Below are 25,890 nucleotides of genomic sequence, written 5' to 3' on the forward strand. Positions count from 1 at the left end.
GGAGGAATTTTTAGATTTTGAGCCGCTAATTTATAGCTTTGGGCTTAAGTATTTAATCATAAAAGATCCTGTGAACCTTGCTATCTAAATTTGACGATTTGTTATTTTTAATAATTATGATAAAAATTAAATTTGCTGTTAGTTTTGAATACAGTTAAAGGTAATTTTGTCTAGCTAATTTAGTTAAAAATAATAAAGTTATGGACAAACAGAGAGAAATTGAGCAATTTGTAGTCAGCGCCCAGCAAATGCGAGACATTGAAGGGCGGATATTTGCCGCCGGAATGCCTGTAGCAGCATTAATGGAAAAAGTGGGATTAGCGATCGCCCGCAAATTTACAGAAATGTTCCAAACCCAACGAATTGGGGTATTAGTAGGCTCTGGACATAATGGCGGTGATGCTTTGGTGGTGGCGCGTGAGTTATATTATCGCGGCTACAAGGTAGTTTTTTTTAGTCCCTTTTCTAAATATAAAGACTTAACTGCTAGTCACGCTCAGTATGTAGAAAGCTTAGGTATAGAGCGTTGCGACAGTATAGAAAAGCTATTAAACCAATCAGATGTATTAATTGAGGGATTGTTTGGCTTTGGTTTAGAGCGCGATATTATGGGGGATATTGCCAAGGCGATTTCTAGCATTAACCAATCTTCACTACCAGTTATTAGCCTCGATTTACCTTCTGGGTTACACACCGATACTGGGGAAGTGTTGGGAATAGCAATTAAAGCAACCTATACTTTTTGCTTGGGATTGTGGAAACTTGGCTTACTTCAAGATTGCGCCTTAGATTATGTTGGTAAAGCGCAACTGATAGATTTTGATATTCCTGTAACCGATATTTATGCTGTATTAGGGGAAACGCCGAAGATAAAGCGAATTACTACAGAGTTTGCGATCGCATTATTACCTTTACGTCGTCCACCCGTTACACATAAATACAAGCAAGGACATTTACTATTAATTTGTGGTTCTACTCGTTATGCTGGCGGGGCAATTTTAACTGGATTAGGCGCGAGAGCAAGTGGTGTAGGAATGCTATCAATTGCCGTTCCCGAATCGCTAAAACCCTTATTAGTGGCTCAATTGCCCGAAGCTTTAATTATAGGATGCCCAGAAACCGAGCTTGGCGCGATCGCCCAATTACAATTACCAGCAAAAACTAACTTAGATTCCTTTGATGCAATTTCCTGCGGCCCTGGTTTAACTTTTGAAGCCACGCCGATAATTCAAGAAGTATTAGGTTGCAATTGTCCGTTAATTCTCGATGCAGATGGTTTAAATATTTTGGCAGAATTAGGAACTACGCCTACTTTAGCCAAGCGACAAGGAAAAACAATTCTTACTCCTCACACCGGAGAATTTAAGCGTTTATTTCCCGATTTAGGCGCTCTAGATTCTAATGAATCTGTTATTAACGCCGCTAAAACCAGCAAAGCTGTAGTTTTATTAAAAGGTGCTAGAACTACAATCGCTTCCCCCGATGGATTAGTTTGGATCAACCCCGAAAGTACCCCAGCTTTGGCGCGTGGCGGTAGTGGCGATGTGCTAACAGGGTTAATGGGTGGATTGGTGGCTCAACAATCTACCCGTTCTCTAGAGGAAATCGCCGCCGTTGCTGCTTGGTGGCATTCTCAAGCCGGAATTAAAGCGGCGGCTAACCGCACCCAAATGGGAGTAGATGCCTATACATTGACACAATACTTACTCCCATTTTTGGCAGATATTAAATGTTAACTGCTGTTTTGTTATTTATTGGCGGATAGCGATCGCTTTTACTATCAACTAAGGAATCTTCCCCCGTAATTAAACGCGCTCCTCGGTTGCGAGTCCAATAATTCCAACCCCACTGAAGCATGACAACTAATTTGTTGTCAAATTCAATCAAAAAGTAGATATGGACAAATACCCAAGTTAGCCAAGCTAAAATCCCTGAAAACTTAATAAAACCTAAATCTACTACGGCGGAATTTCTGCCAATTACTGCCAAACTACCTCGATCTAAGTAACGAAAGGGAACAGATTGTTTACCTTCAATCGTGTTTTGAATCAACTTAGCAACATAGCTCCCTTCTTGCATCGCCACAGGTGCAACCCCTGGTAATGGCTTACCGTTTTGGTGAGAAAAACTTGCCAAATCCCCCACTACAAAAATATTGGGATAACTTGGTACGCTTAAATCCGATGCTACAACGACTCTACCAACGCGATCGAGTTCTGCTCCTGTTTTTTCGGCGATAATTGCCCCCATTGGCGAAGCTTTGACCCCGGCAGCCCATAAAATTGTTTTTGCGGGGATTTGTTCAACTTTGTCATCCTGGCGCATAGTTACAATATCGTCACTAATATCTGTAACTAGCGCTTTTGTCTTCACTGTTACGCCCAATTTTGTTAAAGATACTGCGGCTTTGGCGGATAAATCTGGGGTATAAGGCGGGAGAATGCGCTCCATCCCTTCAATCAACAAAACTTGCGCTTCGGAGGTGTCAATGTTGCGAAAATCTTTTTTTAAGGTGCTATAAGCAAGTTCGGCGATCGCCCCAGCCAGTTCTACCCCGGTTGGCCCGCCGCCTACTACCACAAAAGTTAACCAAGCGCGGCGTTTTTCGATATCCGTTTCTTTTTCCGCCGCTTCAAAAGCTACAAAGATTTTGCGGCGCATTTCTAACGCATCTTCTACGGTTTTCAATCCTGGGGCAACTTGTTCCCAGTTGTCATTGCCAAAATAGTGATGGCTAACGCCTGTAGCTACAATCAAACTATCGTAGGTTAGCTCTTGGTTTTGTAAGGTAACTTTTTTTTCTTGGGGATTAATATCTAATACCTCACCCATCAGCACTTGAGTATTTTTGCTGTGATTGAGTACCGATCGCAGAGGCGAAGAAATATCCGCCGGGGATAACGTACCTGTAGCAACTTGGTAAAGTAATGGTTGAAATAAATGGAAGTTGCGCTTATCAATTAAAGTAACGAAAACATTTTTGTCTCGGCTCAAAGCTTTAGCTGCGTACAGTCCGCCAAAGCCGCCACCAACAACTACCACATGATGAGGAGATTGATTCTCAGCATTTATCATTGCAAGTTACGTGTAGAAATGTCTTTATAAGTATTTATACTACTTTACATTATTTTACTTGCAATGAGCGTAGCGATCGCTACAGGTAGATTAATTAAGCACTTTAGGTGACAAAAGATAGTTAAGAAATCAGCCAAAAACCATTTTTTTGCCAGTATTGCTTCTCCAAAATTTGTTCTAGCTGCTCCTCAGAAATGATACTTTTTTCTATCAAAAGTTCGCCTAGTCTTTTATGGCTGTGGTTTTGCTCTATTAGAGATTCTTCAAGTTGAGCTTGAGAAACTAAGTTGTTTTGCAATAAAATTTTTCCTATCAGCATATTCTGCTCAATCAGTACGCCATCAAGCTCAACTTCAGAAATCATATTTCGTTCTACCAAAATCTCGCCTAGCTTTTTTGTGCTGTTAAGCTGTTCTAGTAAAGCTCGTTCTAGTTCAAATTCTGAAATTAATTTTTTACGAACTAGCATTTGTCCTAGAAAAGCTTTTTCTATACGGTCAATAGTTTTGGTTAACATAATTGATTATTAGCTACAGGTATTTTTGTAGAGAACTATTATAGTTGAAAAATATGCTAACCTCAGAATTACTAATATTTTATTTACATTTTAGAGAGTTATCTTACCTCTAAAACTCTTGGAGTCAGAAGCATTTATCCAAATATTGCTGTTTGCCTAACTTCAAAGCTATGTAATAGGATGTAAGCTCCATCGCTAATCAATCTTAATAGCTGAATTTAGCCTTAAATTCAGTCTTTTTTGTAACAATTTTACCCATGAAAAAACCCGGCTTTAACCGGGCAGATTGATGCACTCTCTTGAGCGAAACTTTTGTCTCGTGCAATCTTTGCTACTTAAGGTCGCACGTTAGAGGACAAGCTGCATAAACAGAAGTGTGTGCATTATCTACCTCACCATGCAGCCAGCTTAACCATGTAACTTCTGTAGGATGGATGCCCTTAAAAGTTAAAATACTAGCGCCAGAAATTACTGCCAACACATTCAAACCAATTAAGCTACCAGCTACTAACAAAACTGCACTAATTGGCATTACTGACTGAAGAATGACCGATAGCAAAGCACCAACAGTAGCCATCAAAACTACTAAAGGAAAACCTACCACTAGCAAGCATACAGCTAAAGTAAATGTCCAAATTAAAAAGCTTTTCACCATAAATAAAGAATAAGTTTTTCTTAGACTGGAGCTTTGAGCTAGAGCCATGATTTACCTCCAAAGGTAATAATAATTTTAAGTTGAGTAATATTTCTATTCCGCTAGAAACTTCTAGGCGTGCCATTAAAAATTAGTATATAGAAACTGTCCCTAAGTATGATCGATTAGTTATTAAAATTTACAATTAATATTCAACGTTTATGAACAAGAAGTTTCAATAAAGTTGGTTTCAACCCTTCTACTTTCGCTCTGTCTTTAATTGCAAGTGTCAGAGTCCTTTATGCTTATGAGTTACAACTTTTTAAGTCAATTAATTCTAGTTTAGATTTATCGGCTTTAGATTGAGATTAAATAGTTTATTAAGAATTAGCTTAATATTTCTTATAACTAGGAATTTTTTCTCTCATAATTGCCTGATGTAACCAAAGTAGAGATGTTACAGCGACACCTTTATAGATAAAAATCGCTTGGCTGATAATTTGGGTCGCATTTTGGGAAGAATAGCTGCATGGGAGGCGATTGTTGGACTCGATCGCCTCCTATGTAGGGGGAAACAATAACGCGCCTACGTCTAGCACTCAAGCTAGGCTAAAGTTAATCGCTTTTTAATTGATTGGCTTTAGCTGTTAGAGCGATTTATGGAATCGCCCATTTTATATTGACATTCATCTAAGTACACCTAAAAGCAGCCATACGTATATGACAGACTCGCACAACAAATTAAATTCGATTCCGACAGACTCCCGTCTACCACCGCCACCACCACCAAGACAAAAAGTCAATGCTGGTATGCAACAACAGTCTTTATCAGCCCTAGGAAGTTCTAACGCTCAGGTTGATGATTATTTGGCACCTTTACCGCCAACGTCCGCTCATCAGCCAGCGCCTTTACCGCCAACGTCCGCTCATCAGCCAGCGCCTTTACCGCCAACGTCTGCTCATCAGCCAGCGCCTTTACCCAAGGCTCAAGCACCGCGTTCTAGCTTTGGGAAAGATGTACAACCAACCTTAGAAAAATTGGTTTATGAGGCCTACGAACAAGGAGCTTCAGACTTACATTTGGGCGTAGGTGAAACACCTCGTTTCCGCGAACGCGGTTACATTGTCATTAGCCAGTATCCAGAAACTGATGAAGCTACCTTTTATAGCTGGCTAAGAGAAATTCTCAACGAAGACCAAATTGAGAAGTTTCAAGCTCATATGGAGTACGACGGTGCTATTCAGTATGAGGGATTGGTGCGGGTGCGGATTAACATCTTTATATCGCTAAACGGGCCGGCGATGGTAATGCGATTAATTCCCTTAAAAATTCTCAACATGGAACAACTAGGTTTACCGCCAGTTTTCCGGGATTTGTGTCACTACCAAAAAGGCTTGATTTTAGTTACAGGGCCAACGGGTTCTGGTAAGTCTACAACAATGGCAGCAATGATTGACTATATCAATAGAGAAATGCCTAAAAATATCATCTCTATTGAAGATCCGGTGGAATTTGTGCATAAAAGTCAAAAATCATTGATCAAGCAAAGAGAAGTAGGCATTCACACTTTAGAGTTTGACAAGGCTTTGAAAGCATCGTTACGGGAAGATCCTGACATTATTTTAATTGGGGAAATGCGCGATCGCGAAACTGTAAATACTGCCATCAAAGCCGCACAAACTGGACACTTAGTTTTTGGGACTCTCCATACCAACGGCGCTGTTAAAACTATTGAGCGGATTCTCAACCTTTACAACCCTGATGAACAAGCACCTATGCGCATACAAGTCGGGGAGTCTTTAGTGGCGGTAATTTCTCAAAGCTTAGTCAGAACTACCGATCGCAAACGAGCGGCAATTCATGAAATTATGATTAATACTGATGCCATCAAAGACTACATCTTGCGTAATGAAGTAGAAGAAGTAGAATCTATTATTCCCCGATGTAACTTTGAAGGGATGTGTACCATGAACCAGTCAATCTACCGACTTTATGAAGAAGGTAGGATTACCGAAGAAACAGCTTTAGAATCTTCGCCCAAGCCAAATGAAATGGCGCAAATTCTCCGAGGTAGAGCTTAAACAGTTTCTACAAGCAAATTAGTTAGATTCCTTGCCAAATATAGCTTAACCGCATTTTTTGTCAGGCTAAAAAACTAATTGCTATTATAATAAATAAGGTTGCGCTGCGACGTTGGTGACTGCCAATAATGTTTTTGATCTATGTTTTGTCCGATAAGGGAATCAAAACGTTTCGGCAGCAGTAAACCGGGCTTGTACCCGGAAACTTCAAGCTAAACGCCCCGATACCCACCTGGTTTTACCAGGTCTAAAACTGAGGTAAGACGGCGTTGCGGTCAACTTTTTAAATAACATTCCTTGAACACAAAAGGTTTGTCATCAGTCTTTAGTCAATAGTTATCTGTCCCATCAAGTACAAAGAGTAATTAATTTTGCTCTTTTTTGAGGTGTAATTCAGGAAAGCTTAGGAGTAGTGCTATAAAACTTAGGACTACTTTATTTGACTTGTTCGCCAAATGCTATTGCGAAATCTATTGTTTAAAATTCGCTCACCCTACTTATTTTCAGGCTGGAAGCAAATAGATTTATGGCTGCTGGGTTTGTGCGTGATTGTAACGCTGTTTGGCGGCATGATGATTCGCAGCGCCGAATTAAACCAAGGACTTACCGACTGGTGGCAGCATTGGCTTGTAGGCGGCGTAGGCTTAACGATCGCTCTATTAATTGCTCGGTGGCGTTACGAGAACTTGCTGCAATTGCATTGGGTAATTTATGGGCTGACAAATATCAGTTTGATAGCGGTGATGATTATTGGGACTACTGCTAAAGGAGCGCAACGTTGGATTGCGGTGGGAGGCTTCAATCTGCAACCATCGGAATTTGCCAAAGTCGGAGTCATCATCACCTTAGCGGCAATTCTCCACACCAAAACCGCCTCGACAATTCCAGCTTTTATCAAAGCTTTAGCAATTACGTCTGTACCTTGGGCTTTGGTATTTTTGCAGCCAGACTTAGGTACTTCGCTTGTATTTGGGGCGATTACTTTGGGAATGCTTTACTGGGGAAACGCTAATCCGGGCTGGCTAATCTTGCTAGTTTCGCCCTTAGTTTCGATAATTTTGTTTAATGTTTATTTACCAGGCTGGATTGTATGGACGATCGCCATGTGTGCGATCGCATTTTTTACCCTACCTTGGAAGTGGATGGGAGCAGTAAGTGCTGTGGCGGTGAACCTTGTAGCCGGGGAATTGGGTAGTTTGCTATGGGGAATATTGAAAGATTACCAAAAAGACCGGATTATTCTGTTTCTCAATCCCGAAAAAGATCCTCTTGGTGGCGGTTATCATTTGATTCAATCGCGAATTGCGATCGGTGCGGGGGAGAAGTGGGGACAAGGACTAAATAACGGTACTCAAACTCAGCTTAATTTTATTCCAGAGCAGCATACAGACTTTATTTTCTCCGCCGTTGGGGAAGAATTGGGCTTTGCAGGCTGCTTGATGGTTTTATTTGTTTTTTGGCTAATTTGCTGGCGTTTGATTCATATTGCTCAAACTGCTAAAGATAATTTTGGTTCTCTATTAGCAATTGGCGTGTTGTCAATGTTGGTATTTCAAGTAATCGTAAATATTAGTATGACTATCGGTTTAGCCCCAGTAACGGGCATTCCTTTACCTTGGATTAGCTACGGGCGATCGGCAATGCTAACGAACTTTATTGCGATTGGAATTGTGGAATCGGTGGCAAATTATCGCCAACGGGCAATTAGATATTACTAAAGGCGATCGCGGAGATTTTACGAATGATTGCATTTCAACAGCCTTATCTTAGTCCTGACCAATACCTCCAGATGGAGGAAACAGGCTTTGTCAAGCACGAATATATCGACGGACAAATCTATGCAATGGCTGGTGCGAGTGACGCTCACGTTACTATTGCCGGAAACTTGTTTGCTTTACTCCGCAGCCATGTTAGAGGCTCTGATTGTCGCGTTTATATCTCAGACATGAAAGCACCAATTGAAGCGCTCAATCGATTTTATTATCCTGATGTTATGGTTAGTTGCGACGATCGCGATCGCCTTTCTCTAACTTATAAGCGCTTTCCTAGTTTAATTATTGATTTTGAGGCAAAACTAGAACTCGTTTATGAGGATGTGTTTTTATAGTTGTTTTTCCAGCCAAGGCAAAGTAAGGTAATTTAAAAAAAGTAACTTAAAAATTTTAAAAATGATGCTATTTCCTGGCTCAGTAGTGCGCATAACCAATACTAACGATACCTACTACGGTATGACTGGCTTAGTGCAAAGAGTAACCGACGGCAAAGCGGCGGTACTATTTGAAGGTGGCAATTGGGATAAAATCGTTACCTTCAAGTTGTCCGAACTAACATCTGTAGAAGTCACCGGACGCAAAAAAGCAAAATAGTTAGTTTATGCGCCTTCCTCTACCACAATTTGCTTCGCGCGATCGCCCATCCCATCATATTGCGGAAGTAATCGAAACTTCTACCACCGAGTTTTTGGCTCAGTGTCTAGATCCTGACGATTTGAGCTTTCCAGTTATGCCGCCTTTTGGTAGCTGGGTAAAGTCTTTAGATGAAGAATCGGGTAATCAAGTCTACGCGGTGGTTTATCACGCTACTACTATGCCTATAGACTCGATTCATCGGGCTAGAGCCTTGGGTTTATCTTTGTCAGACTTGCGCGAACAACAACCGCAAATCTTCGCTATGCTCAAAACCGAGTTTCGCGCCGTGATTGTTGGGTTCAAGCAACAACAAAGTTCTAGAAGTCTTAACCAGACTTATCAGTATTTGCCCCCACGTCCGCCCCAAATACATCAAGCTGTTAATCAGTGCGAACCGCAAGAAATTGTCGATTTTAGCGAACAGTTAGATTTTTTGCGGACACTATTGCAGGTAAATGGCGCACCAGTGGAAGCATTGACGGCGGCGGCGATTCGAGAAATTTATCAGTTGCGATCGGGCGATCGCCCTTGGCTAGTCAAAGCTGGGCGTACTTTGAGCGTGTTACTTAAAGATGACTACGATCGCTTAAAAATTATTTTGAGCCAAATCCACCCCTAGAGGGTTATTTTAGACAGCTTTTCTGTAGTAGGTTAACAATTTTAGTTGTTGACAAAACTATTTAGGTTTTTTAGGAAAACAATTAACCTAAACAATTTTGCCCTTCATCAGCTAAAGGATTTTAGAGCAATTAGCTCGATCCAACTATTAGAGATGAGAGCTATTTATGCTGAAACCCTTACAAGTTCTGGCTCAAGAATCAGCTTCGCAAGTTCTTGGCAATGAGCCGATTGTACCTTTTGCAATTCTGCTAGTCGTTATTTTAGTTGTCCCGATTGCAAGTGAAAAGCTGCGATTACCAGGCTTAGTTGGTTTATTAGCTGCGGGTGTAGCGCTTGGCAGCAATGGCTTAAATGTACTGCAAACAGAATCGCCGACTATGGAATTACTGTCAGACATTGGACTTGTGTATCTAATGTTTGTGGCGGGGTTGGAAGTTGATATGGAACAGTTTAGACGCACTAAAAATCGTTCTTTAGTATTTGGGACGTTTACTTTTTTAGTGCCTTTAATCATGGGAACAATTGTTGGGCGCAGTTTTGATTTTGGCTGGAATTCGTCAATTTTAATTGGCTCTTTGTTTGCTTCCCATACTTTACTTGCTTACCCGATTGTCAGCCGCTTGGGAGCGATCGCCAATGAATCGGTAATTGTCACTATTGGCGCAACTATTTTTACCGATATTGGCGCGTTATTGGTACTTGCTATCTGCGTTGCCATTCATGCGGGAGACTTTACTGTTTGGCGCTTAATAACTCTGGTTGGCTCGCTAATAATTTATTCTGCGGTGGTTTTATTTGGCTTTGATAAAGCCGGGAAAGAATTTTTCCGACGATCGGGAGACGAAGAAGGCAACCAATTTTTATTTGTATTACTTGCGGTATTTCTTTCGGCGGTAGGCGCTCAACTAATTGGGATTGAAAAGATTGTGGGCGCTTTTTTGGCGGGATTGGCGGTAAATGATGTCGTTGGTGGCGGGACTGTGAAAGAAAAAGTTGTATTTGTGGGAACTGTTTTATTTATTCCCATTTTCTTTGTCGATCTGGGTTTACTCATCGATATTCCCGCCTTTATCAAGAGTATAAGTACGATTTGGCTAACTTTGGCGATCGTCATCGGTTTAATTGCTAGTAAATTTATCGCCGCCTTCTTAGCAAAACTTGTTTACCGTTATCAATGGAACGAGATGCTCACTATGTGGTCTTTATCGATGCCACAGGTAGGAGCAACTTTAGCCGCTACGTTGGTAGGTTACAAAGCTGGATTGTTAACTGAAGGGGTATTAAATAGCGTCATTGTTTTAATGCTGGTCACGGCAACTTTAGGTCCAGTAATCACTAGCCGGGTAGCGGTAGGTTTAGTACCCGCTACAACATCAATAGAACCAACTTCGCCCGACTACGCCCCTAGTGACGAAACCGGAAAATTTATCGTAGTCGTACCTGTATATAATCCCAAAACCGAGCAGTATTTAATTGAAATGGCTGCCGAACTAGCACGGCAAACTTCCGGGCGAATTATTCCTTTGGCGATCGCCAAGGCTTCCGTCCATATGAACGCACCACAAGTAGAAGTAGCTCGGCAAAAAAGTTTGGCACTGCTCAACAACGCGGCTCAATTGAGTCAAGAATTGGGAGTAGAAGCTGAACCATTATTACGCATTGATGATGCGGTAGCTTCAGGAATTACTCGCGCCAGTCGCGAACAAAATGCCAGCTTAATTGTTATGGGTTGGGGAAAACGCACCGGAATTAGATCCCGGTTGCTCGGTAACTTAATAGATAGTGTTTTATGGGCGGCTCACTGTCCGGTTGCCGTTACGCGCTTGCTACAATCTCCAGCAACTATCAAACAAATTTTAGTGCCAATAGAAAATTTGACAAGCCAAGCATTACGACCTGTTAAATTTGCACGGATGCTGGCATCTACAAACAATAGTCAAGTAACATTACTCCATATCTGCGATCGCCGGTCTAGTCCAAGTAAAATTGCTTGGATGAACTCGCAACTTTTGCTCATGGTATCTAAACTGGGTTTAGAAGGGCAAGTAAACATCAACATTATTCCTCACGATAATATTGCAAGTGCGATCGCCTTAGCCGCCAAAGAATACGACTTAGTAGTATTGCGTTCTTTACAAAAACGCACCAATACCGGAATTTTAGCTTTGAGCGATGTCAATACCCAGCTAATTACAGCGATTACTGGTTCTATTGTCATGCTGGGAGAACCCCAAAGAGTAGCCAATAGCGATCTATTTAATACAGTGAGCTAAACTCAGTAATAGAAGCCGCTTGATGTTATGAATGTCCAACTTCTCTCTTAAATGGGACTGGTGACAGAAGCTCTGAGGCTACCCAGATGTAATATAGTTAGCGTCAGTACCCGAAAATAGACTACGCACAGAAATGTGTCACGCTGCACTTGACTGTAGCCCATGTAAAGATTCTGAGCAAAATTGCCGAGTTTAATCGAGATGTTAGTTCCTAACATCTTTAAAAGTCGATAGGAAACCGCTATCATGCTCACCTCCAAGATAAAATTGGTAAGTTTGCGTGAGTGAGTTAGGATTGCTTTTTTGAGTATTAGAAACTCTAATCAATAGCTTTGCGGGAGTGGAGTAGTTTATTGGAACAATCCTGGCAGATGCGCCGCTAAGACTGTCTTTGCCACTTTTACATCTAAAAAACTGCTAGTTCAGCGTAAGGCTCAAGGAAGGGTACACTAGCACTAGCGCCATCGTGAGAACATACAAGAGTAAGGGTGTAGGGGGCATTGAAATTAGTAAACCAAACACCGCTAATTGTAGCTACGTTAGCAGCACTGGGACCCCCGCCAACGACGGTTGAGTGCTGTTCAAGAAAATTACCGTTTGCTCGAAGACCGCACCGGACAAATTCGCCGGCTGCAAAATTTGTTGTAGTTACTGAGTAATTAATTACCCGAGGACCCGCAGGAACGATAACTGCATGTATTACGCGTGGCACACCGTTGCCAACGGGCAAGTTAAGGGGTACTGTAGTTCTCCTGAAGATTGCCGGGATTGCTTGTGCTGGTGTTGTGACGATCGCAGATCCGACAATAGCTAACAACGAACTATACAATATAAATCGCTTCATAATTATGTATTCTCCTGTGATCTCGCTGAAAATATCGAGGGTTATTTGGACAAGGAAATAATCTTGGCAGATGTGCGGGAAAAGCTTAGGGTAAGCGAGGCTTTTACCATCTGTTTGATTTAGTCCTTGCCAATACAATAAATCAGATACTTGGTTTTAGATGTGCTAAAAAGTGCTAAAAATATTACACATCTTCAAATAAAATTTGTTTACAACTTCAGTAAATGAATCGTCAAGCGCTGAAGTAGTCTAAGTAAACTCAAACAATGGTTTAAAGTTAATGACTATTGAAGAAACACTGGTAGTTTTATATACACACCTTAAGCAAAAGCGTTTAAGTGACCTTCAAGAGCTTGTGTTTTATTCTGCTTGGCAAGGACAAACCTACGAAGAAATTGCTTCAAATACTGGTTATGACGCTGACTACATTAGGCATATTGGCTCTTATGTATGGCAGTTATTGTCAGAGGCATTCCAGGAGAGGGTTACAAAAAAGAACTTCCGGTCTGTGCTGAGACAGCCAAGAAGTAGGGAAAACAAGTAAATAGAGAAATCCAACAGTCTTCGCAACACTACACTCCCGACAGTCCATTCCAGACGCGCCTGAGCGGCTTGATTGCGTTACAGCGATTACAGGTTCTATTGTCATGCTTGGAAAATCCCAACCTGTAACCAATGCCGTTGTTTCAGTGTCAAGTCAGTTTGGTAAACCTATTATCTAAAACTTTCTTTACCACAAATTTAAAAAAAATCCGTGCATTTATTCAAAATGTCTGGTAATTTGCTAGTTAACTTAGACAAAGTTTAATTAAGCAGGAATTTATTATTACTTAATTAATAATGAACAATCTTGTTGTTAACTTTGCTAAAAACGATTGTACCTATGTTAGACAAGAGTTGCGCTATAGCCATGACAACGCAATAGTTTAAACAACCAAAGTGCGAAATATTCCCACATCATCGTGTTGGAATAGGCGATCGCGTCAATCCCATCAACAGCAAATTGAAAGAGCGAACTATGAGAATTTTGGTTACGGGCGGTGCAGGATTTATTGGTTCCCATCTGATCGATCGATTAATGAACCAGGGACACGAAGTTTTATGTTTAGATAACTTCTACACTGGTCACAAGCGTAATATTGTCCAGTGGCTAGACCATCCTTACTTTGAACTAATCCGTCATGATATTACTGAACCCATCCGTTTAGAAGCAGACCAAATTTATCATCTAGCCTGTCCAGCTTCACCAGTCCACTACCAATTCAACCCTGTCAAGACAGTAAAAACAAACGTCGTGGGAACTTTGAATATGTTGGGACTTGCAAAAAGAGTAAAAGCTAGATTTTTACTAGCATCAACTTCCGAAGTTTACGGCGACCCAGAAGTTCATCCCCAAACCGAGGACTATCACGGCAATGTTAACCCGATTGGCATTCGTAGTTGTTATGACGAAGGCAAGCGAGTTGCCGAAACTTTAGCTTTTGACTACCACCGTCAAAATGATGTGGATATCAGAGTTGCTCGGATTTTTAACACTTACGGGCCGCGGATGCTAGAAAATGATGGGCGCGTAGTCAGCAACTTGGTGGGGCAAGCATTGAAGGGTATTCCCTTAACAGTGTATGGCGAAGGCTTACAAACTCGCAGTTTTTGTTATGTCAGCGATTTAGTTGAAGGGTTAATGAAGTTGATGAATGGCGATTATATTGGCCCCGTCAATTTGGGAAATCAGGACGAATACACAATTTTAGAACTAGCAACGGAAGTTCAAAAACTAATCAATCCAAACGCCGAACTTCAATTTGAGCCTTTGCCTCAAGATGATCCTCGTCGCCGTCGTCCAGATATTACAAGGGCAAGAAAGTTACTGAACTGGGAACCAACAATTCCTCTGGTTGAAGGGTTAAAGCTGACGATCGCAGATTTTCAAAGTCGGATTGGCGCGAATATTGCCCATTCATCAGTATCTTAATTTGCAGCAGTGTAGGTAAAAAAGCTTAATAGTTAAGCTTCAAATCTAATCACAACAGTACCTGACGCATTTATAAATGCGTTCTGACAATTTACTAAAGGATCTAAAACTCATGCGTGTTTGTGTAATTGGTACGGGATATGTTGGCTTAGTTACTGGTGTTTGTTTGGCTCATATCGGTCATCATGTGATTTGTGTTGATAACAACGAAGAAAAAGTTAAGTTGATGAAATCTGGACAGTCGCCAATTTTTGAGCCGGGATTGTCAGAGATTATGCAATCTTCTAGCCAATCGGGACAGTTAGAATTTACAACAGACTTGGGTGCAGGAGTCGCCCACGGAGAGATTTTATTTATTGCTGTAGGCACTCCCCCTTTACCAACTGGAGAAAGCGATACGCGTTATGTAGAAGCTGTAGCGCGTGGAATTGGCGAACATCTAGATGGCGGCGGCTATAAAGTTATTGTCAACAAATCTACAGTGCCAATTGGTTCGGGCGACTGGGTAAAAATGATTGTTCAAAGTGGGATTGTCAATCGGCAACAAGCCTTAGTTGGCGCAGGAGGCGGCATTAGTAGCGAAAAGGCGAGCGATCGCGTTGCCGGATTTGATGTAGTTAGCAATCCCGAATTTTTACGCGAAGGTTCGGCGGTGTACGATACTTTCAACCCCGATCGCATTGTTTTAGGTGGCAATAATCCCAAAGCGATCGCGATGATGAAAGAACTATACATCCCAATTATTGAGCGCTCTTTTGCTGCCGATCCAACTCTCCCAGCCGTTCCGGTACTGGTTACAGATTTAAGCTCCGCAGAAATGATTAAGTATGCTGCTAATGCTTTTTTGGCAACCAAAATCAGCTTTATTAATGAAGTTGCCAATATTTGCGATCGCGTGGGTGCGGATGTCACCGAGGTTGCTAAAGGTATTGGTTTAGATTCCCGGATTGGCAACAAGTTTTTGCAAGCGGGGATCGGCTGGGGTGGTTCTTGTTTTCCTAAAGATGTATCGGCTTTAGTTCATACGGCGGACGATTACGGCTATGAAGCCCAATTGCTCAAAGCTGCTATTAGTGTCAATCAACGCCAACGCCTGATTTTAGTGGAAAAACTACAACAAGTCCTAAAAATTTTAAAGGGTAAAACTGTAGGGCTACTAGGGCTGACTTTTAAGCCCGATACCGACGATATGCGCGACGCGCCAGCACTTAACTTGATCGAGCATCTCAACCGCCTCGGAACTACTGTTAAAGCCTACGATCCGATTGTTTCTCAAAGTGGCTTGCGCGATGGCATTGCCGGGGTGCTAGTAGAGACGGATGCCGAGCGTTTAGCCGATGGTTGCGACGCTTTGGTACTGGTAACTGATTGGGCGCAGTTCCGCACCCTAGACTACGCGAAAATGGCAAGCTTGATGAATAATCCGGTGTTGATTGATGGGCGTAATTTTCTAGATAGAGAAGCATTAATTAAGGCTGGATTTAGGTACGTTGGCGTAGGACGCTAAAAACAAAGACAGGGAGAAATAAATCTCCCTGTCTTTGTTTTTTCCCCCAAAAAGCCTATAGATTTTAAGGACTATTAGGTATGCGCTCTATTTGGGCGTAGCCGCTAAAAATTAGCTGTTTTCCGCTTGTTTCTAGTCGATTAATCCGTAGCGTTACACCATCGAGATCGAAGCGGTCAAGATCGACCATATTATCTAAAATTTCTGCAAACGCGATCGCCAATGCCTTAGATATCTCTTTTTGCGCCTCTGAAGCAAGATCGGTTGTAAACTGCGGGTTATTAAATGCTACTCGCCGCCGTCGCTCTACAGCTAGAGTTGCAGTCATGCTAATTGGTACTAATTCTTCGCCCTTTAAATCTGCTTTTGCTAAGATTTTTACTTGGTTATTAGGCAAAAGTTCAACTTGTACCTCGCTAAAAGAAACAGGTTCGCCCCCTGATAGTTCCGTCAAACTGGGTACATCTAGATTGAGTAGGCGTTTTTTTACCAACTCTGCATTAAAAGCATGGTTGATACCCGCTTCAGACAATTTTACTTCCGCCACTGCTTGAGTTGGCTGCTTTAACTTCAGTTTTCCGCCTAGTACCGAGCCAAAGTCTAGGGCTACAGCATCGGTTTCAAAGGACATTTCCTCGACTAAAAAATCTTTGCGAATTGCCAAGCCCCGACCGTTCATTTTAAAGTTGTCTATACTGCCCTGTAACAACTTGCTGGATGGGTAGCAACGCACAGAAACTTCTATTGACTCACTTTGAGTCAACAAATGACGAATTGTTTTGCTGGCGACGCTGTTGAGCATTCGCTCTCCCCAATCAGTGCCAGTAGGAGTAGTTGAGCCAGTTAGTCCAGCGAACATCTTGCCTTCACTTTATAGAAGTTCTCTATACTTTTGTAACAAACTGTGAACCATTCGGCAACCAATCGCCGATAAATGGTGCTGACAAGAGCTATAAGTTTAGCTTGTTTGAGGGTTGAAAATACTGCCGCTAATGGGTTTCAGGAGTTATTTATAAACTTGTAGCAACTTGGTAGAGCGTTGAAATTTAAAAGTTGGTTGCTCTGGCACAGTTTATTGGAGAACAAAAAACCAATAATGTATCTTTACTAACAATATATTACTTGGCAATTAGTTTAATTAAATTAATATCTTTGACGTAGGCAAGTATGACAATTAAAACAACAGCCTGGACGCGCCGCCAAACACTTTTGTTGATGGCTGGGTTATCGGGTAGTTTGGCATTAAATGCTTGCCAAAAGCGATCGCAATCTACCGAAACAGAGACAACTTCAACAAAACTTATTTCCGCAAATTCAGGTAGTACGCTATGGATTGGTTATACACCGCTATATATTGCTTTAGAAAAAGGTTTTTTTCAAGAGGCGGGATTAAATCTCAGTCACAAAGACTTTAGTGCTGCTTCAGATTTACAAGCCGCTTTTGGTGCGGGGAGATTAGATGCTATAGCTTTAGCAACACCAGCAGCAGTAACTTTAAAATCAAAAGGTGTAGATTATCGCGTAGTTTTGGTAGCAGATAATTCTTTGGGTGGAGATGGAATTTTGGCTCGTAATAGCGTGACGGATATTAAAGATTTTAAAGGTAAAAATGTGGCAGTAGAAATAGGAGAAGTTAGCCATTTTTTGTTGCTGCAAGTTTTAAATAATGCGGGATTAAGTGCAAATGATGTCAAAATTACTAATGCTACACCCGATGCTGCGGCTATAGCTTATCAAGCAGGGCGAACAGATATTGCTGTAACTTATTCTCCATTTTTGCAAAAGGCAAATGCTAACCAAAAAGACGGCAGAATTATCATTGATACTTCTGCAATGCCTACCGCAATTATTGATTTATATTTGTTTAGTAACAAGTTTATTGAGGTAAATCCCGCCGGGGTAGAAGGGTTTAATAAAGGGATTTTTAAGGCAATAGATTTTATGAAAACAAATAAATCTGAGGCTTTGGCGATTACTGGAAAACGTCTGCAAATTAGCCCAGAGGAAGCAGAAGCCCAACTCAAAGGAGTGGGATTAATAGATTTACCTACTAATGTAAAAATGTTGAGCGATACTAAAAGCGATATTTATTTACTTAATCATCTAAATGAAGTATCAGAGTTTTTAATAGAACAAAAGCAAGTTTCTCAACCACCAGATATTACAAAAATCTTAGAGCCAAAATTTCTAAAAGCTTAAGAGGATGAGTGAAAAGTATTAAATAGCTTGAAGAAGCCCCATTTGACTAAAATTAGTTCCTAATTTTTGCCAAACATAATGAAGTCAGAACGCATTGCCAAAAGACGGTTGAACTATCACAGCCGAGGATTACTTTATCAAATATGAAGATGCTAAACTCTACGTTAATTTAGTATCAGAAAACCAATTGCCGCCGAACATCAAGTATTATTGTTTGTACAACAGTAAAAAGGTTGGATAAATCTTTATGCTTTTAGAGTTAAGACAATTGAGGATTCAACCAGGACAGCAACTATTACTTGAAGATGTTAGTTGGCAGCAATTTGAAAATATTTTGGCGGAATTGGGAGAACATCGCGCTGCCAGAATTTCCTATAGTTATAATTACTTAGAAATCATAGTTCCCTTGCCCGAACATGAAAAAGCCAAAGAAATTATTGGCGATATAGTCAAAATTTTACTAAATGAACTCAGTATTAATTATGATGCTTTAGGCTCAACTACTCTAAAAAGTGAAAAAATGAGTCAGGGAGTAGAACCAGATAGTTGTTTTTATATTCAAAATCAAGCGGCAGTTATTGGTAAAAATCGCCTAAATTTGAGTGTAGATCCAGCCCCAGACTTAGCCATAGAAATTGATTTAACTTCTCGGACGCAATTAGATAATTACCAAATTTTGGGAGTACCAGAACTTTGGCGATATGGAAAACAAGGCTTACAAATTAATGTCTTGCAAGGTGGAAAATATGTAGAGTCAAAATTTAGTCCTACTTTTCCAGATGTACCAATAATTGAGCTAGTAAATCAATCCGTCCAACAAAGTCAAGTGATTGGTAGCAGCCAAGCAATTCAAGCTTTTAGAAATTGGCTACGGAATAATAAGTAAGTCTGCGGGAATATTTATTATTGGGATCGGGCTTTGACTTCGCTATAAGATAAAGCAGCAATGCAATCTTTGTAAGAAATTCTCGCCCCGGTTTGCAGGTATTCCATCGCTGTTAATGCCGCCCAATGTGCTGCCCAATCTGAACCAGCACAACAATCTTCGATAACATGAAAATGGTAATCTTTTTGATGGGCATCGGCTGCCGTATAATGTACGCAAACGTTAGTCATAGTACCTACAAGCAGTAAAGTATCAACTTTTAATCCCCGCAGCAAAATTTCTAAATCTGTGCCGATAAAGCAGCTATAACGGCGTTTAGCGATCGCAAATTCTCCGTCAATCGGCGCAAATTCCCAGTAATAATCGGTACTAGCCCAATTTTCTAAACAATGTACTGGTTCTGTGCCATCTAATTCTCTGCCAAAATCTACCATTTCTTTGCGATGTACTTCTTTAAAATGGATGATTGGGATCTTTGCATTCCGCGCTGCTGCTAAAACTCTTTTAATGTTGGGGAGTATTTCATCTGTACCTACATGGGTTAAACTACCCTCTTTTGTAAATACTCCGGCTTGCAAATCTATACAAATTAAAGCTGTGGTTTTTAAGTCTAATTTAAGTGTCATAAATAAGTATTTAATTATCCCCGTACTCTTTCTGCCCAAGGAGTGAGAATTTTAGATAAGTATTTCAATCCAAAATCTATCACTAAACCAATAAATCCAATAACGCCAATGCAAAATAAAACTTTATCTGTTTGTAGAAATCGCTGTGCTTGAATAATTTTGAAACCTAAGCCATTTTGAGACGCAATTAATTCGGCAATTACTAAATAATTCCATGCGCCAGATATATTGACTCGCAATGTATCTAAAATACTAGGAAATACACCCGGCACTATGACTCTAAATAAAACATCTCGGCGATTCATTCCTAATGTGTAGGCAACATTAATCATTTCATCAGGAATAAACTTAACAGCATCGGCTACCATCATAGCATTGTAAAGGACAACCCCAAGGAAGATAATTAAAGTTTTTGCTTCTTCTCCTAAGCCAATCCAAATAATAATTAGGGGTACAAAAGCAACAACGGGCATATATCTTACCGTACCAACTATCGGACTAAATAGGCTTTGCATACTATGAAAAGTCCCCATTAAAATCCCTATTGGTACGCCAATAATAGCCGCAACAATAAAACCCGCAGCAACGCGCACACTACTAGCAAAAATATCGACTATTAGGTTTTCTTCCAACAACATTCTAGTTCCGGCTTCAATTACGGCGGTAGGTGTAGGTAAAAAAAGCGGTGTTACTAATCCGGCGTAACTAATAATTGCCCAAGTAATTAAGGGAATTGCGATCGCAGTTGTTGAGAGTAATATACTTAACCATCGGGGAAACTCTTGGCGAATACTCCAAAATACCGAAGGTTGAAGATAGCCTTCTTTGGGTAGAGAAAGTGTTTTTGTCATTTTTGCTCGTAGTTGTAATTATTAAAATTATCAATTGTTAATACCCTACTCTTTGTATTGAAATTAACAGTTTGTATATTCATTGTTAGTTTTAATAAACCTATGGGGTTTTGTCTTGTCAATTAATTGCGAAACTTGTAGGGGCGCAATGCATTGCGCTCTACTAACGGAAGCGGAGAAATTTTTAATTTATATATAGTACAAAATATTTAGAGGAAAATTTTAGTGAATCAAGTTAAATTGTCAGGAGTAGCTAATACTCGTGTTTCCGATGAATATAATCAGCATTTAGACAAACCAAAACTAGAAGTTTGTAACTTATCTAAAAGTTACGGAACAAAAAATAAACAATTAACTATTTTGCAAAATGTTAATTTGCAAATATACAAAGGTGAATTTGTTTGTATTGTAGGTGCGTCAGGTTGTGGTAAATCAACGCTGTTAAATATGATTGCTGGATTAGTCGCCCCCACATCGGGAGAAATTAAAGTTGATGATGAGGTAGTGTTGGGTCCAGGATCGGATCGCGGGATGGTATTTCAAAGCTATACACTCTATCCTTGGCTAACTGTAGCGAACAATATTAGTTTTGGTTCTAAGTTGCGCCGTTTATCTTCAGCACAGCGTCAAGAAAGAGTTGCTTATTTTTTGGGCGTTGTCGGTTTAACTAAGTATGCGAAAGCGTATCCCAATCAACTGTCTGGAGGAATGAAACAACGCTGCGCGATCGCACGGGCTTTAGCAAATGAACCAGAAGTATTGTTAATGGACGAACCTTTTGGGGCTTTAGACTGTCAAACTAAAGAGCAAATGCAGCTATTTTTAAGGGAAATGTGGCAAAAAACCGGGACAACAATTTGCACAATTACCCACGATGTAGAAGAAGCAGTGTTTTTATCTCAGCGCGTTTATGTGATGAGCGCTCATCCTGGCAAAATTAAAACAGAAATTGCGATCGCATTACCATCCGATCGAGACGTAGATATTAAGCTAACTCCCAAGTTCACCGACATTAAGCGTCAAATTATTTACTCTCTGCGAGACTGTTAATTATTTCTGATGGACAACCAGGTTGACGTTTTGCTTCCAAGTAATCAGCCATTAATTCTTGCAGTCTTTCTTTACCAAAACTATGATAGTGACCAGGATATACTGTGTCTACAGGTAGCTTTTGCAAACGTTCGTAAGTATTGATATAAGTAGGAATATCGCTACCAGGTAAAAGATCCAACAAGTCGCCATCGTAGACAATATCGCCGGAAAATAATTCTTGACTCTGGCGATCGTACAGTGCAATGCTTCCTGGGGAATGTCCGGGAAGGTGCAATACTTCAAAAGCGCGACTTCCCAAGTCTAAAATATCTCCTTCTTGCAATAACACCGTTGGTTCTACCGCATTGAAAGTATATTGCGAAACGGTAAAACCAGGATAAGGCAATTGGGCAAAATGTTCGTCTAATACTCCGTTGTATTCTGGCGCACACAAAGCAGCATAAGCATCTCCTTGTCTTAAAGCTTCAGCTTCGGCGGGATGAATAGCAATATTATCAAATTCGTGTATTCCTCCCGCATGATCGTAATGAATGTGAGATGCGATCGCAAGTAATGGTTTATCAATTAAGCCTGCAATATGTTGGCGCAAACTAGCAACACCCAAGCCTGTATCAATTAATAAGTCTTGAGTTTCACCTTTAATTAGCCATAAGTTAGCGCGATTCCATTCCCAGTAATGATGTTCGTTAATGCGATACAAACAGTCGCTAATTTTTTGGGTTACAAACCAGGAATCGCAGACAGGTTTAGGATTTTGCATAAATGTAGAGGTTAAAATTTGAGTAAGAAGGTGGCTAATAATAGTTATGTACGAATCAATTGAAAAACAACTAATTCAGAAGACTTTAGGCGTTTGTGGAGGAAATGCACGGATTAGAGATACTCGTATTCCAGTTTGGACATTGGTTTCTTTTCAGCAACAAGGAGCATCTCAAGAGGAATTACTGAGAAATTATCCACTTTTAAACCAACAAGATTTAGCCGCCGCTTGGTCATATTATGCACAGTATCCAGAAGAAATTGATCGAATAATTGCTGATGGAAACAATCACGACTAAGTTTTATGCTAACGAAAATTTTCCTTTAAATATAGTTATAGAACTACGTCAACTTGGGTATGATGTGCTGACTTCTCAGGAAGCCGAACAAGCCAATCAAGCGATTAGCGACGAGAATGTTTTGAAGTTTGCCAAAGAAACAGGGCTTGTTGTTGTCACACTTAACCGAGAAGATTTTATTACTTTGCACAAACACGATCAAAATTATAGCGGTATTATTATCGGTAAGGAAGACCGCGATTATAAAGGACAAGCTGAGGCAATACATAGATTTATTTCAAACGAGCAAAAATCTTTGCAGGGTAGGTTAATTAGGATTAAAAAGCAAAATCAAAAAGGTGCTTCAACTCAAGCTTTTGTCGTCCAAGAATACTAAAACGAGACTTCCGGTTTTAAGAATGATTCGATTGAGGTGCTTGCAAACATAATCCTACGCCTATTGCCATCAAAACGGCTGAAATTACTAATACTTGGGTGATTTGTTCGCCGAGAAAGACAACAGAAATTGTTGCTCCTACAAAGGGAGAAAGAGCGAAATATGCTCCGGTTTGGGCTGCACCTAGTTGGCGTAAGGCGAGAACAAAGCAGACATAGGTTAACCCAGAGGAAATAAAGCCAACTGCTAAGGCTGCAAGTAAAGTAGATAAAGGTGGTAGAGTTTGTCCGATCGCCAGTGCGATCGCAACATTAATTAAGCCAGCTATCCCGCTTTTAAGTACAGAAATTTGAAATGGATCGCGCGTAGCTATTTTATTAGTTAAATTACTATCCATTGCCCAACTTAAACAAGTTCCCAAAATTGCCAACGCTCCCCAAGATAGCCCTACATTAGTATGTTCTGTGTAAGAAAGAAAAATTCCCCCACAGGTAATTGCTACTATTCCTAAAAAAACCTGTAAATTCCAACGTTCTTTAAAAACAGTCCATGCTAAAAGCGCTGTAAAAACTCCTTCAAAATTGAGCAGTAACGAACCTACCGTTGCAGAAGTTGTAGTAAGTCCAATTGTTAGTAATACCGGGGCTGTTAATCCGCCAGCTAAAATTGAACCACCCAACCAGCGCCAATCTTTTTGACGCAAATTCTCTTTGGAGGGGTGTAGTAAATTGCGAAAATAATAAATTGGCAATAAACCTAATCCTCCACCCAAATACAGAATCCCCGCTAACATCCAAGGCTCTATATCGTCCAACAATAACTTGGAAAGCGGAACAGTAAGACCAAAGCAGAGAGCGGTTGCTAGGGCGAATATCGAGCCAGAACGAGATTTTGTCACTTTTACGGCAATACCAAAAATGAGACTTCTGTACCGCCATAAAACGTCTCTAGCTGGCGGTTTCCTTGCTCGTCTACGGCGCTACCTTGTCCTGAATAAATCCGCGATAAGCGAAAGCGATGGTAGTTGCCAATTAATTCCGGTAAGGTAATGTAGTGGATTTCGTCGCCAGTATAAAGTTCTTTGTCAAGTTCGGGCAAGCTGTACCAAGGACATTTCATTAATTCGTGATGGGCGTTGTGATAGCCAAAATTGAGCAAAAGTACATTTAGCCATTTATAGCGCAACGAAATAACGTTAGAAAAAGTATTTGCTTGCTCGTGAGCGCGATCGCGTTTTGGTAAATCTGAACCCACCGCAAACACTTCGTAAGTATGCTGAAAAGCATCCACAAACCGTAAGATATTAATCATTGCAATGTAAGCCACAAAGTACAAAACCAGTGCTTTTAAAGAAATCCAAGCCAAAACGCCGAATAAAGTAGAGCGAATTAGGAATATTACGCTAACTCTCAATCGTTCGTGCTGGCGATCGCGCAAGTAAAAAGGCGCAAACATGGCGCGGAATCTACTTAAAAAAGCTAAAGAGGGAAAATAGCACCACTCCAAACCCAACAAAAGCGATCGCACAGGGCGAGGTAAAGATGTTACAAACGTCTCTAAGTCAAAGCGACAAAAATCTACGCGGTTGACATGGTGGGCAATATGCAGGCGCATTAAGTCCGCAAAAGTAGCATAACAGCCGCCAGTAATCCACAACATCAAGTTTCCGGCGATCGCATTAGATTGTTTAGATGCGAACATACTACCGTGCATAAATTCGTGAGCCAGATAAGCAGAAATTATCAAGCTATGGGTAAGCAAAATTACACCCAAAGCATTTAGCCAAAAGCTATCTAGGATAATTAAACTAATCCCCCCCAAATAACCCAATAGAGCATAGGAGATAGATGCAATATTCCACAGGGGTTTGCTTTGCTGTAAATAATGGTTGGGGTTGATGGTTGTAGTTGTCATAAGTTTATTGAGTGATAGTTTTTTTCAAAAAGCGATCGTCGATTAGTTCGGTAATTGGCGGTAATGGTTTGGTAATCAATTTCTCTTTCAACATCAAACTTGAAACATCTTCGGCGTTAAATACTAAAGACTGCGCTGTTGTACCTGGTTGAAACATGGCGCTTGCTTCTGTAGGAGTCAGCCATTTAAACCCTGTCAGCAAGCTTTGATAATCTTTGACACTTACCCCCGCTTGTTTCGCCTCAATGGGCAATACTTCATCCATGTTTGTTTGGCGGTAGGCGAGGGTTTTGTACCAAACATCTAACATTTTTTGGATTGATTCTGGTTGCCTATCGAGTGCCGATTGCTGTACAACCATCAAATCAGGAACTAAACCCGGAATATCTTTGCTAGAAAAAATAACTTTACCTTTCCCTGAAGCCACCGCTTGACTAACAAAAGGCTCGTAGGCGTAAGCAACATCGGTTCTGTTTGCAATTAAGGATGCGATCGCAGCATCAGCCGATTGATTGACAACAGCAACTTTATCTTTGGTAATCCCGCCTTTTTCTAAAGCTTTCAAAAATAATAAATGCCCGACAGTTCCCACTTCTACCGATGTTCGCTTCCCGGCAATTTCGCCTATAGACTTAATTGAGGGATTAACAACGATCGCATCTGCTCCCAAAGACATATCTGTATAAGCCATATCCAAGAATCATCAGTTCAGTTTTTCACATTATTACTAAATCACCAAAAGCTCCGAAGAACTAAATAGTTGACATTTAACATCCAATACTATATTGTTGCTTTGGGTTTGGCATTTACTGGCATTGCTTCGTCACAATCTCCACCCCTAATGTTTTGGGAGTTAGGATGTTTTGGATTGCAGCAACATCTTAAAAAATTAGTACCACAATTAAATAAACAAAGACTGACGTTAACGATTGGAGTAGTAACTCAATGACTCAATGACTTATTTACGAAAGGCAGCAATATTAGTTAGAGCAGT

Annotated in this window: 27 protein-coding genes and 1 other RNA gene; 17 read left to right on the plus strand and 11 right to left on the minus strand. The window is 40.6% G+C overall.

Going from position 1 to position 25,890, the window contains the following annotated elements; genetic code table 11:
• Window positions 1-200: 200 nt before the first annotated feature.
• Window positions 201-1,736 (plus strand): bifunctional ADP-dependent NAD(P)H-hydrate dehydratase/NAD(P)H-hydrate epimerase, encoded by a 1,536-nt coding sequence (locus SYN7509_RS0200825; protein ID WP_009633698.1) that lies wholly within the window; start codon window positions 201-203, stop codon window positions 1,734-1,736.
• On the opposite strand, the gene SYN7509_RS0200830 is transcribed toward SYN7509_RS0200825, so the two are convergent.
• The 3 genes from SYN7509_RS0200830 to SYN7509_RS0200840 form a co-directional block, all read right to left on the minus strand.
• The gene (locus SYN7509_RS0200830) at window positions 1,726-3,075 is read right to left on the minus strand and encodes an NAD(P)/FAD-dependent oxidoreductase (RefSeq protein WP_009633699.1); all 1,350 of its coding nucleotides are present in this window, start codon (window positions 3,073-3,075) and stop codon (window positions 1,726-1,728) included. The two genes, SYN7509_RS0200825 and SYN7509_RS0200830, sit on opposite strands and share 11 nt — an antisense overlap.
• Window positions 3,076-3,196: 121 nt before the next feature.
• Entirely contained in the window at window positions 3,197-3,592 is a 396-nt protein-coding gene (locus SYN7509_RS28995; protein ID WP_009633700.1) for a hypothetical protein, read from the minus strand.
• A gap of 331 nt (window positions 3,593-3,923) precedes the next feature.
• The gene (locus SYN7509_RS0200840; RefSeq protein WP_009633701.1) at window positions 3,924-4,295 is read right to left on the minus strand and encodes a hypothetical protein; all 372 of its coding nucleotides are present in this window, start codon (window positions 4,293-4,295) and stop codon (window positions 3,924-3,926) included.
• Between the two features lie 651 nt (window positions 4,296-4,946).
• Here SYN7509_RS0200840 and SYN7509_RS0200845 point away from each other — a divergent pair.
• The 7 genes from SYN7509_RS0200845 (at window position 4,947) to SYN7509_RS24810 (ending at window position 11,610) form a co-directional block, all read left to right on the plus strand.
• On the plus strand, window positions 4,947-6,308 hold the full coding sequence (locus SYN7509_RS0200845; protein ID WP_028954021.1) for a type IV pilus twitching motility protein PilT: 1,362 nt from the start codon (window positions 4,947-4,949) through the stop codon (window positions 6,306-6,308).
• Between the two features lie 98 nt (window positions 6,309-6,406).
• A non-coding RNA gene (gene ssrS, locus SYN7509_RS28085) (6S RNA) lies at window positions 6,407-6,590 on the plus strand.
• Window positions 6,591-6,781: 191 nt separating this feature from the next.
• On the plus strand, window positions 6,782-8,026 hold the full coding sequence (gene rodA / locus SYN7509_RS0200850) for a rod shape-determining protein RodA (protein WP_432205677.1): 1,245 nt from the start codon (window positions 6,782-6,784) through the stop codon (window positions 8,024-8,026).
• 23 nt (window positions 8,027-8,049) lie between these two features.
• Window positions 8,050-8,415: a Uma2 family endonuclease gene (locus tag SYN7509_RS24805; protein ID WP_009633704.1), complete on the plus strand. Its 366-nt coding sequence runs from the start codon at window positions 8,050-8,052 to the stop codon at window positions 8,413-8,415.
• 64 nt (window positions 8,416-8,479) lie between these two features.
• The gene (locus tag SYN7509_RS0200860; protein ID WP_028954022.1) at window positions 8,480-8,674 is read left to right on the plus strand and encodes an NAD(P)H dehydrogenase subunit NdhS; all 195 of its coding nucleotides are present in this window, start codon (window positions 8,480-8,482) and stop codon (window positions 8,672-8,674) included.
• Window positions 8,675-8,681: 7 nt separating this feature from the next.
• Window positions 8,682-9,335, plus strand: coding sequence for an HAS-barrel domain-containing protein (locus SYN7509_RS0200865; protein WP_009633706.1), 654 nt, complete (start codon window positions 8,682-8,684; stop codon window positions 9,333-9,335).
• A 166-nt stretch (window positions 9,336-9,501) separates the two neighbouring features.
• Window positions 9,502-11,610 (plus strand): cation:proton antiporter, encoded by a 2,109-nt coding sequence (locus tag SYN7509_RS24810; RefSeq protein ID WP_009633707.1) that lies wholly within the window; start codon window positions 9,502-9,504, stop codon window positions 11,608-11,610.
• Window positions 11,611-12,016: 406 nt separating this feature from the next.
• Here SYN7509_RS24810 and SYN7509_RS0200875 read toward each other — a convergent pair whose 3' ends face one another.
• Window positions 12,017-12,454, minus strand: coding sequence for a hypothetical protein (locus SYN7509_RS0200875; RefSeq protein ID WP_009633709.1), 438 nt, complete (start codon window positions 12,452-12,454; stop codon window positions 12,017-12,019).
• A gap of 280 nt (window positions 12,455-12,734) precedes the next feature.
• On the opposite strand from SYN7509_RS0200875, the gene SYN7509_RS0200880 reads away from it, so the two are divergent.
• The 3 genes from SYN7509_RS0200880 to SYN7509_RS0200890 all read left to right on the plus strand — a co-directional run bounded on the left by SYN7509_RS0200880 (window position 12,735) and on the right by SYN7509_RS0200890 (window position 15,933).
• Window positions 12,735-12,998 (plus strand): hypothetical protein, encoded by a 264-nt coding sequence (locus tag SYN7509_RS0200880; protein ID WP_009633710.1) that lies wholly within the window; start codon window positions 12,735-12,737, stop codon window positions 12,996-12,998.
• 474 nt (window positions 12,999-13,472) lie between these two features.
• On the plus strand, window positions 13,473-14,426 hold the full coding sequence (locus SYN7509_RS0200885; protein ID WP_009633711.1) for a UDP-glucuronic acid decarboxylase family protein: 954 nt from the start codon (window positions 13,473-13,475) through the stop codon (window positions 14,424-14,426).
• 112 nt (window positions 14,427-14,538) lie between these two features.
• A complete protein-coding gene (locus tag SYN7509_RS0200890; RefSeq protein WP_009633712.1) occupies window positions 14,539-15,933 on the plus strand; it encodes a UDP-glucose dehydrogenase family protein in 1,395 nt (464 codons plus the stop codon).
• A 64-nt stretch (window positions 15,934-15,997) separates the two neighbouring features.
• Here SYN7509_RS0200890 and SYN7509_RS0200895 read toward each other — a convergent pair whose 3' ends face one another.
• Window positions 15,998-16,792, minus strand: coding sequence for an LmeA family phospholipid-binding protein (locus SYN7509_RS0200895; protein ID WP_009633713.1), 795 nt, complete (start codon window positions 16,790-16,792; stop codon window positions 15,998-16,000).
• A gap of 308 nt (window positions 16,793-17,100) precedes the next feature.
• Here SYN7509_RS0200895 and SYN7509_RS0200900 point away from each other — a divergent pair, with 308 nt between their 5' ends.
• Window positions 17,101-18,132 (plus strand): ABC transporter substrate-binding protein, encoded by a 1,032-nt coding sequence (locus SYN7509_RS0200900; RefSeq protein ID WP_009633714.1) that lies wholly within the window; start codon window positions 17,101-17,103, stop codon window positions 18,130-18,132.
• 247 nt (window positions 18,133-18,379) lie between these two features.
• The gene (locus SYN7509_RS0200905; protein WP_009633715.1) at window positions 18,380-19,018 is read left to right on the plus strand and encodes a Uma2 family endonuclease; all 639 of its coding nucleotides are present in this window, start codon (window positions 18,380-18,382) and stop codon (window positions 19,016-19,018) included.
• A 17-nt stretch (window positions 19,019-19,035) separates the two neighbouring features.
• Here SYN7509_RS0200905 and SYN7509_RS0200910 read toward each other — a convergent pair whose 3' ends face one another.
• Entirely contained in the window at window positions 19,036-19,644 is a 609-nt protein-coding gene (locus SYN7509_RS0200910) for a cysteine hydrolase family protein (protein WP_009633716.1), read from the minus strand.
• A gap of 14 nt (window positions 19,645-19,658) precedes the next feature.
• Window positions 19,659-20,495, minus strand: coding sequence for an ABC transporter permease (locus SYN7509_RS0200915; RefSeq protein WP_009633717.1), 837 nt, complete (start codon window positions 20,493-20,495; stop codon window positions 19,659-19,661).
• A 357-nt stretch (window positions 20,496-20,852) separates the two neighbouring features.
• Between SYN7509_RS0200915 and SYN7509_RS0200920 the strand changes: the two genes are divergently transcribed.
• A complete protein-coding gene (locus SYN7509_RS0200920; RefSeq protein ID WP_369792296.1) occupies window positions 20,853-21,545 on the plus strand; it encodes an ABC transporter ATP-binding protein in 693 nt (230 codons plus the stop codon).
• Here SYN7509_RS0200920 and SYN7509_RS0200925 read toward each other — a convergent pair.
• The gene (locus SYN7509_RS0200925; protein ID WP_009633719.1) at window positions 21,520-22,308 is read right to left on the minus strand and encodes an MBL fold metallo-hydrolase; all 789 of its coding nucleotides are present in this window, start codon (window positions 22,306-22,308) and stop codon (window positions 21,520-21,522) included. The genes SYN7509_RS0200920 and SYN7509_RS0200925 overlap by 26 nt on opposite strands.
• 46 nt (window positions 22,309-22,354) lie before the next feature.
• Here SYN7509_RS0200925 and SYN7509_RS0200930 point away from each other — a divergent pair, with 46 nt between their 5' ends.
• Together SYN7509_RS0200930 and SYN7509_RS0200935 are read left to right on the plus strand one after the other, a co-directional pair.
• A complete protein-coding gene (locus SYN7509_RS0200930; protein WP_009633720.1) occupies window positions 22,355-22,606 on the plus strand; it encodes a DUF433 domain-containing protein in 252 nt (83 codons plus the stop codon).
• A complete protein-coding gene (locus SYN7509_RS0200935; RefSeq protein ID WP_009633721.1) occupies window positions 22,587-22,982 on the plus strand; it encodes a DUF5615 family PIN-like protein in 396 nt (131 codons plus the stop codon). Before SYN7509_RS0200930 ends, SYN7509_RS0200935 begins: the two co-directional genes overlap by 20 nt.
• 16 nt (window positions 22,983-22,998) lie before the next feature.
• Here SYN7509_RS0200935 and SYN7509_RS24815 read toward each other — a convergent pair whose 3' ends face one another.
• Genes SYN7509_RS24815 through SYN7509_RS0200950 form a run of 3 tightly spaced genes read right to left on the minus strand, consistent with a single transcriptional unit; the run spans window position 22,999 to window position 25,587 of the window.
• Window positions 22,999-23,880 (minus strand): DMT family transporter, encoded by an 882-nt coding sequence (locus SYN7509_RS24815; protein ID WP_009633722.1) that lies wholly within the window; start codon window positions 23,878-23,880, stop codon window positions 22,999-23,001.
• Between the two features lie 2 nt (window positions 23,881-23,882).
• On the minus strand, window positions 23,883-24,896 hold the full coding sequence (locus tag SYN7509_RS0200945; protein ID WP_009633723.1) for a fatty acid desaturase family protein: 1,014 nt from the start codon (window positions 24,894-24,896) through the stop codon (window positions 23,883-23,885).
• Window positions 24,897-24,900: 4 nt separating this feature from the next.
• Entirely contained in the window at window positions 24,901-25,587 is a 687-nt protein-coding gene (locus SYN7509_RS0200950; RefSeq protein ID WP_009633724.1) for an ABC transporter substrate-binding protein, read from the minus strand.
• Window positions 25,588-25,656: 69 nt separating this feature from the next.
• Here SYN7509_RS0200950 and SYN7509_RS0200955 point away from each other — a divergent pair, with 69 nt between their 5' ends.
• Window positions 25,657-25,845, plus strand: a complete 189-nt coding sequence (locus tag SYN7509_RS0200955; RefSeq protein ID WP_028954023.1) for a hypothetical protein — start codon at window positions 25,657-25,659, stop codon at window positions 25,843-25,845.
• Window positions 25,846-25,890 lie beyond the last annotated feature (45 nt).

Source organism: Synechocystis sp. PCC 7509, assembly GCF_000332075.2.
GTDB lineage: Bacteria > Cyanobacteriota > Cyanobacteriia > Cyanobacteriales > Chroococcidiopsidaceae > Aliterella.

Excerpts from the sequence above, each read along its gene's own strand:
- SYN7509_RS0200840 (WP_009633701.1), bottom strand. The coding sequence starts at position 4,295 with ATGGCTCTAGCTCAAAGCTCCAGTCTAAGAAAAACTTATTCTTTATTT.
- SYN7509_RS24805 (WP_009633704.1), top strand. The coding sequence starts at position 8,050 with ATGATTGCATTTCAACAGCCTTATCTTAGTCCTGACCAATACCTCCAG.
- SYN7509_RS0200880 (WP_009633710.1), top strand. The coding sequence starts at position 12,735 with ATGACTATTGAAGAAACACTGGTAGTTTTATATACACACCTTAAGCAA.
- SYN7509_RS0200925 (WP_009633719.1), bottom strand. The coding sequence starts at position 22,308 with ATGCAAAATCCTAAACCTGTCTGCGATTCCTGGTTTGTAACCCAAAAA.
- SYN7509_RS0200900 (WP_009633714.1), top strand. The coding sequence starts at position 17,101 with ATGACAATTAAAACAACAGCCTGGACGCGCCGCCAAACACTTTTGTTG.
- SYN7509_RS0200905 (WP_009633715.1), top strand. The coding sequence starts at position 18,380 with ATGCTTTTAGAGTTAAGACAATTGAGGATTCAACCAGGACAGCAACTA.
- SYN7509_RS0200915 (WP_009633717.1), bottom strand. The coding sequence starts at position 20,495 with ATGACAAAAACACTTTCTCTACCCAAAGAAGGCTATCTTCAACCTTCG.
- SYN7509_RS0200945 (WP_009633723.1), bottom strand. The coding sequence starts at position 24,896 with ATGACAACTACAACCATCAACCCCAACCATTATTTACAGCAAAGCAAA.
- SYN7509_RS0200825 (WP_009633698.1), top strand. The coding sequence starts at position 201 with ATGGACAAACAGAGAGAAATTGAGCAATTTGTAGTCAGCGCCCAGCAA.
- SYN7509_RS0200950 (WP_009633724.1), bottom strand. The coding sequence starts at position 25,587 with ATGGCTTATACAGATATGTCTTTGGGAGCAGATGCGATCGTTGTTAAT.
- SYN7509_RS0200930 (WP_009633720.1), top strand. The coding sequence starts at position 22,355 with ATGTACGAATCAATTGAAAAACAACTAATTCAGAAGACTTTAGGCGTT.
- SYN7509_RS0200890 (WP_009633712.1), top strand. The coding sequence starts at position 14,539 with ATGCGTGTTTGTGTAATTGGTACGGGATATGTTGGCTTAGTTACTGGT.
- SYN7509_RS0200830 (WP_009633699.1), bottom strand. The coding sequence starts at position 3,075 with ATGATAAATGCTGAGAATCAATCTCCTCATCATGTGGTAGTTGTTGGT.
- SYN7509_RS24810 (WP_009633707.1), top strand. The coding sequence starts at position 9,502 with ATGCTGAAACCCTTACAAGTTCTGGCTCAAGAATCAGCTTCGCAAGTT.
- SYN7509_RS0200860 (WP_028954022.1), top strand. The coding sequence starts at position 8,480 with ATGCTATTTCCTGGCTCAGTAGTGCGCATAACCAATACTAACGATACC.
- SYN7509_RS28995 (WP_009633700.1), bottom strand. The coding sequence starts at position 3,592 with ATGTTAACCAAAACTATTGACCGTATAGAAAAAGCTTTTCTAGGACAA.
- SYN7509_RS0200885 (WP_009633711.1), top strand. The coding sequence starts at position 13,473 with ATGAGAATTTTGGTTACGGGCGGTGCAGGATTTATTGGTTCCCATCTG.
- SYN7509_RS0200875 (WP_009633709.1), bottom strand. The coding sequence starts at position 12,454 with ATGAAGCGATTTATATTGTATAGTTCGTTGTTAGCTATTGTCGGATCT.
- SYN7509_RS0200895 (WP_009633713.1), bottom strand. The coding sequence starts at position 16,792 with ATGTTCGCTGGACTAACTGGCTCAACTACTCCTACTGGCACTGATTGG.
- SYN7509_RS0200910 (WP_009633716.1), bottom strand. The coding sequence starts at position 19,644 with ATGACACTTAAATTAGACTTAAAAACCACAGCTTTAATTTGTATAGAT.
- SYN7509_RS0200935 (WP_009633721.1), top strand. The coding sequence starts at position 22,587 with ATGGAAACAATCACGACTAAGTTTTATGCTAACGAAAATTTTCCTTTA.
- SYN7509_RS0200865 (WP_009633706.1), top strand. The coding sequence starts at position 8,682 with ATGCGCCTTCCTCTACCACAATTTGCTTCGCGCGATCGCCCATCCCAT.
- SYN7509_RS0200845 (WP_028954021.1), top strand. The coding sequence starts at position 4,947 with ATGACAGACTCGCACAACAAATTAAATTCGATTCCGACAGACTCCCGT.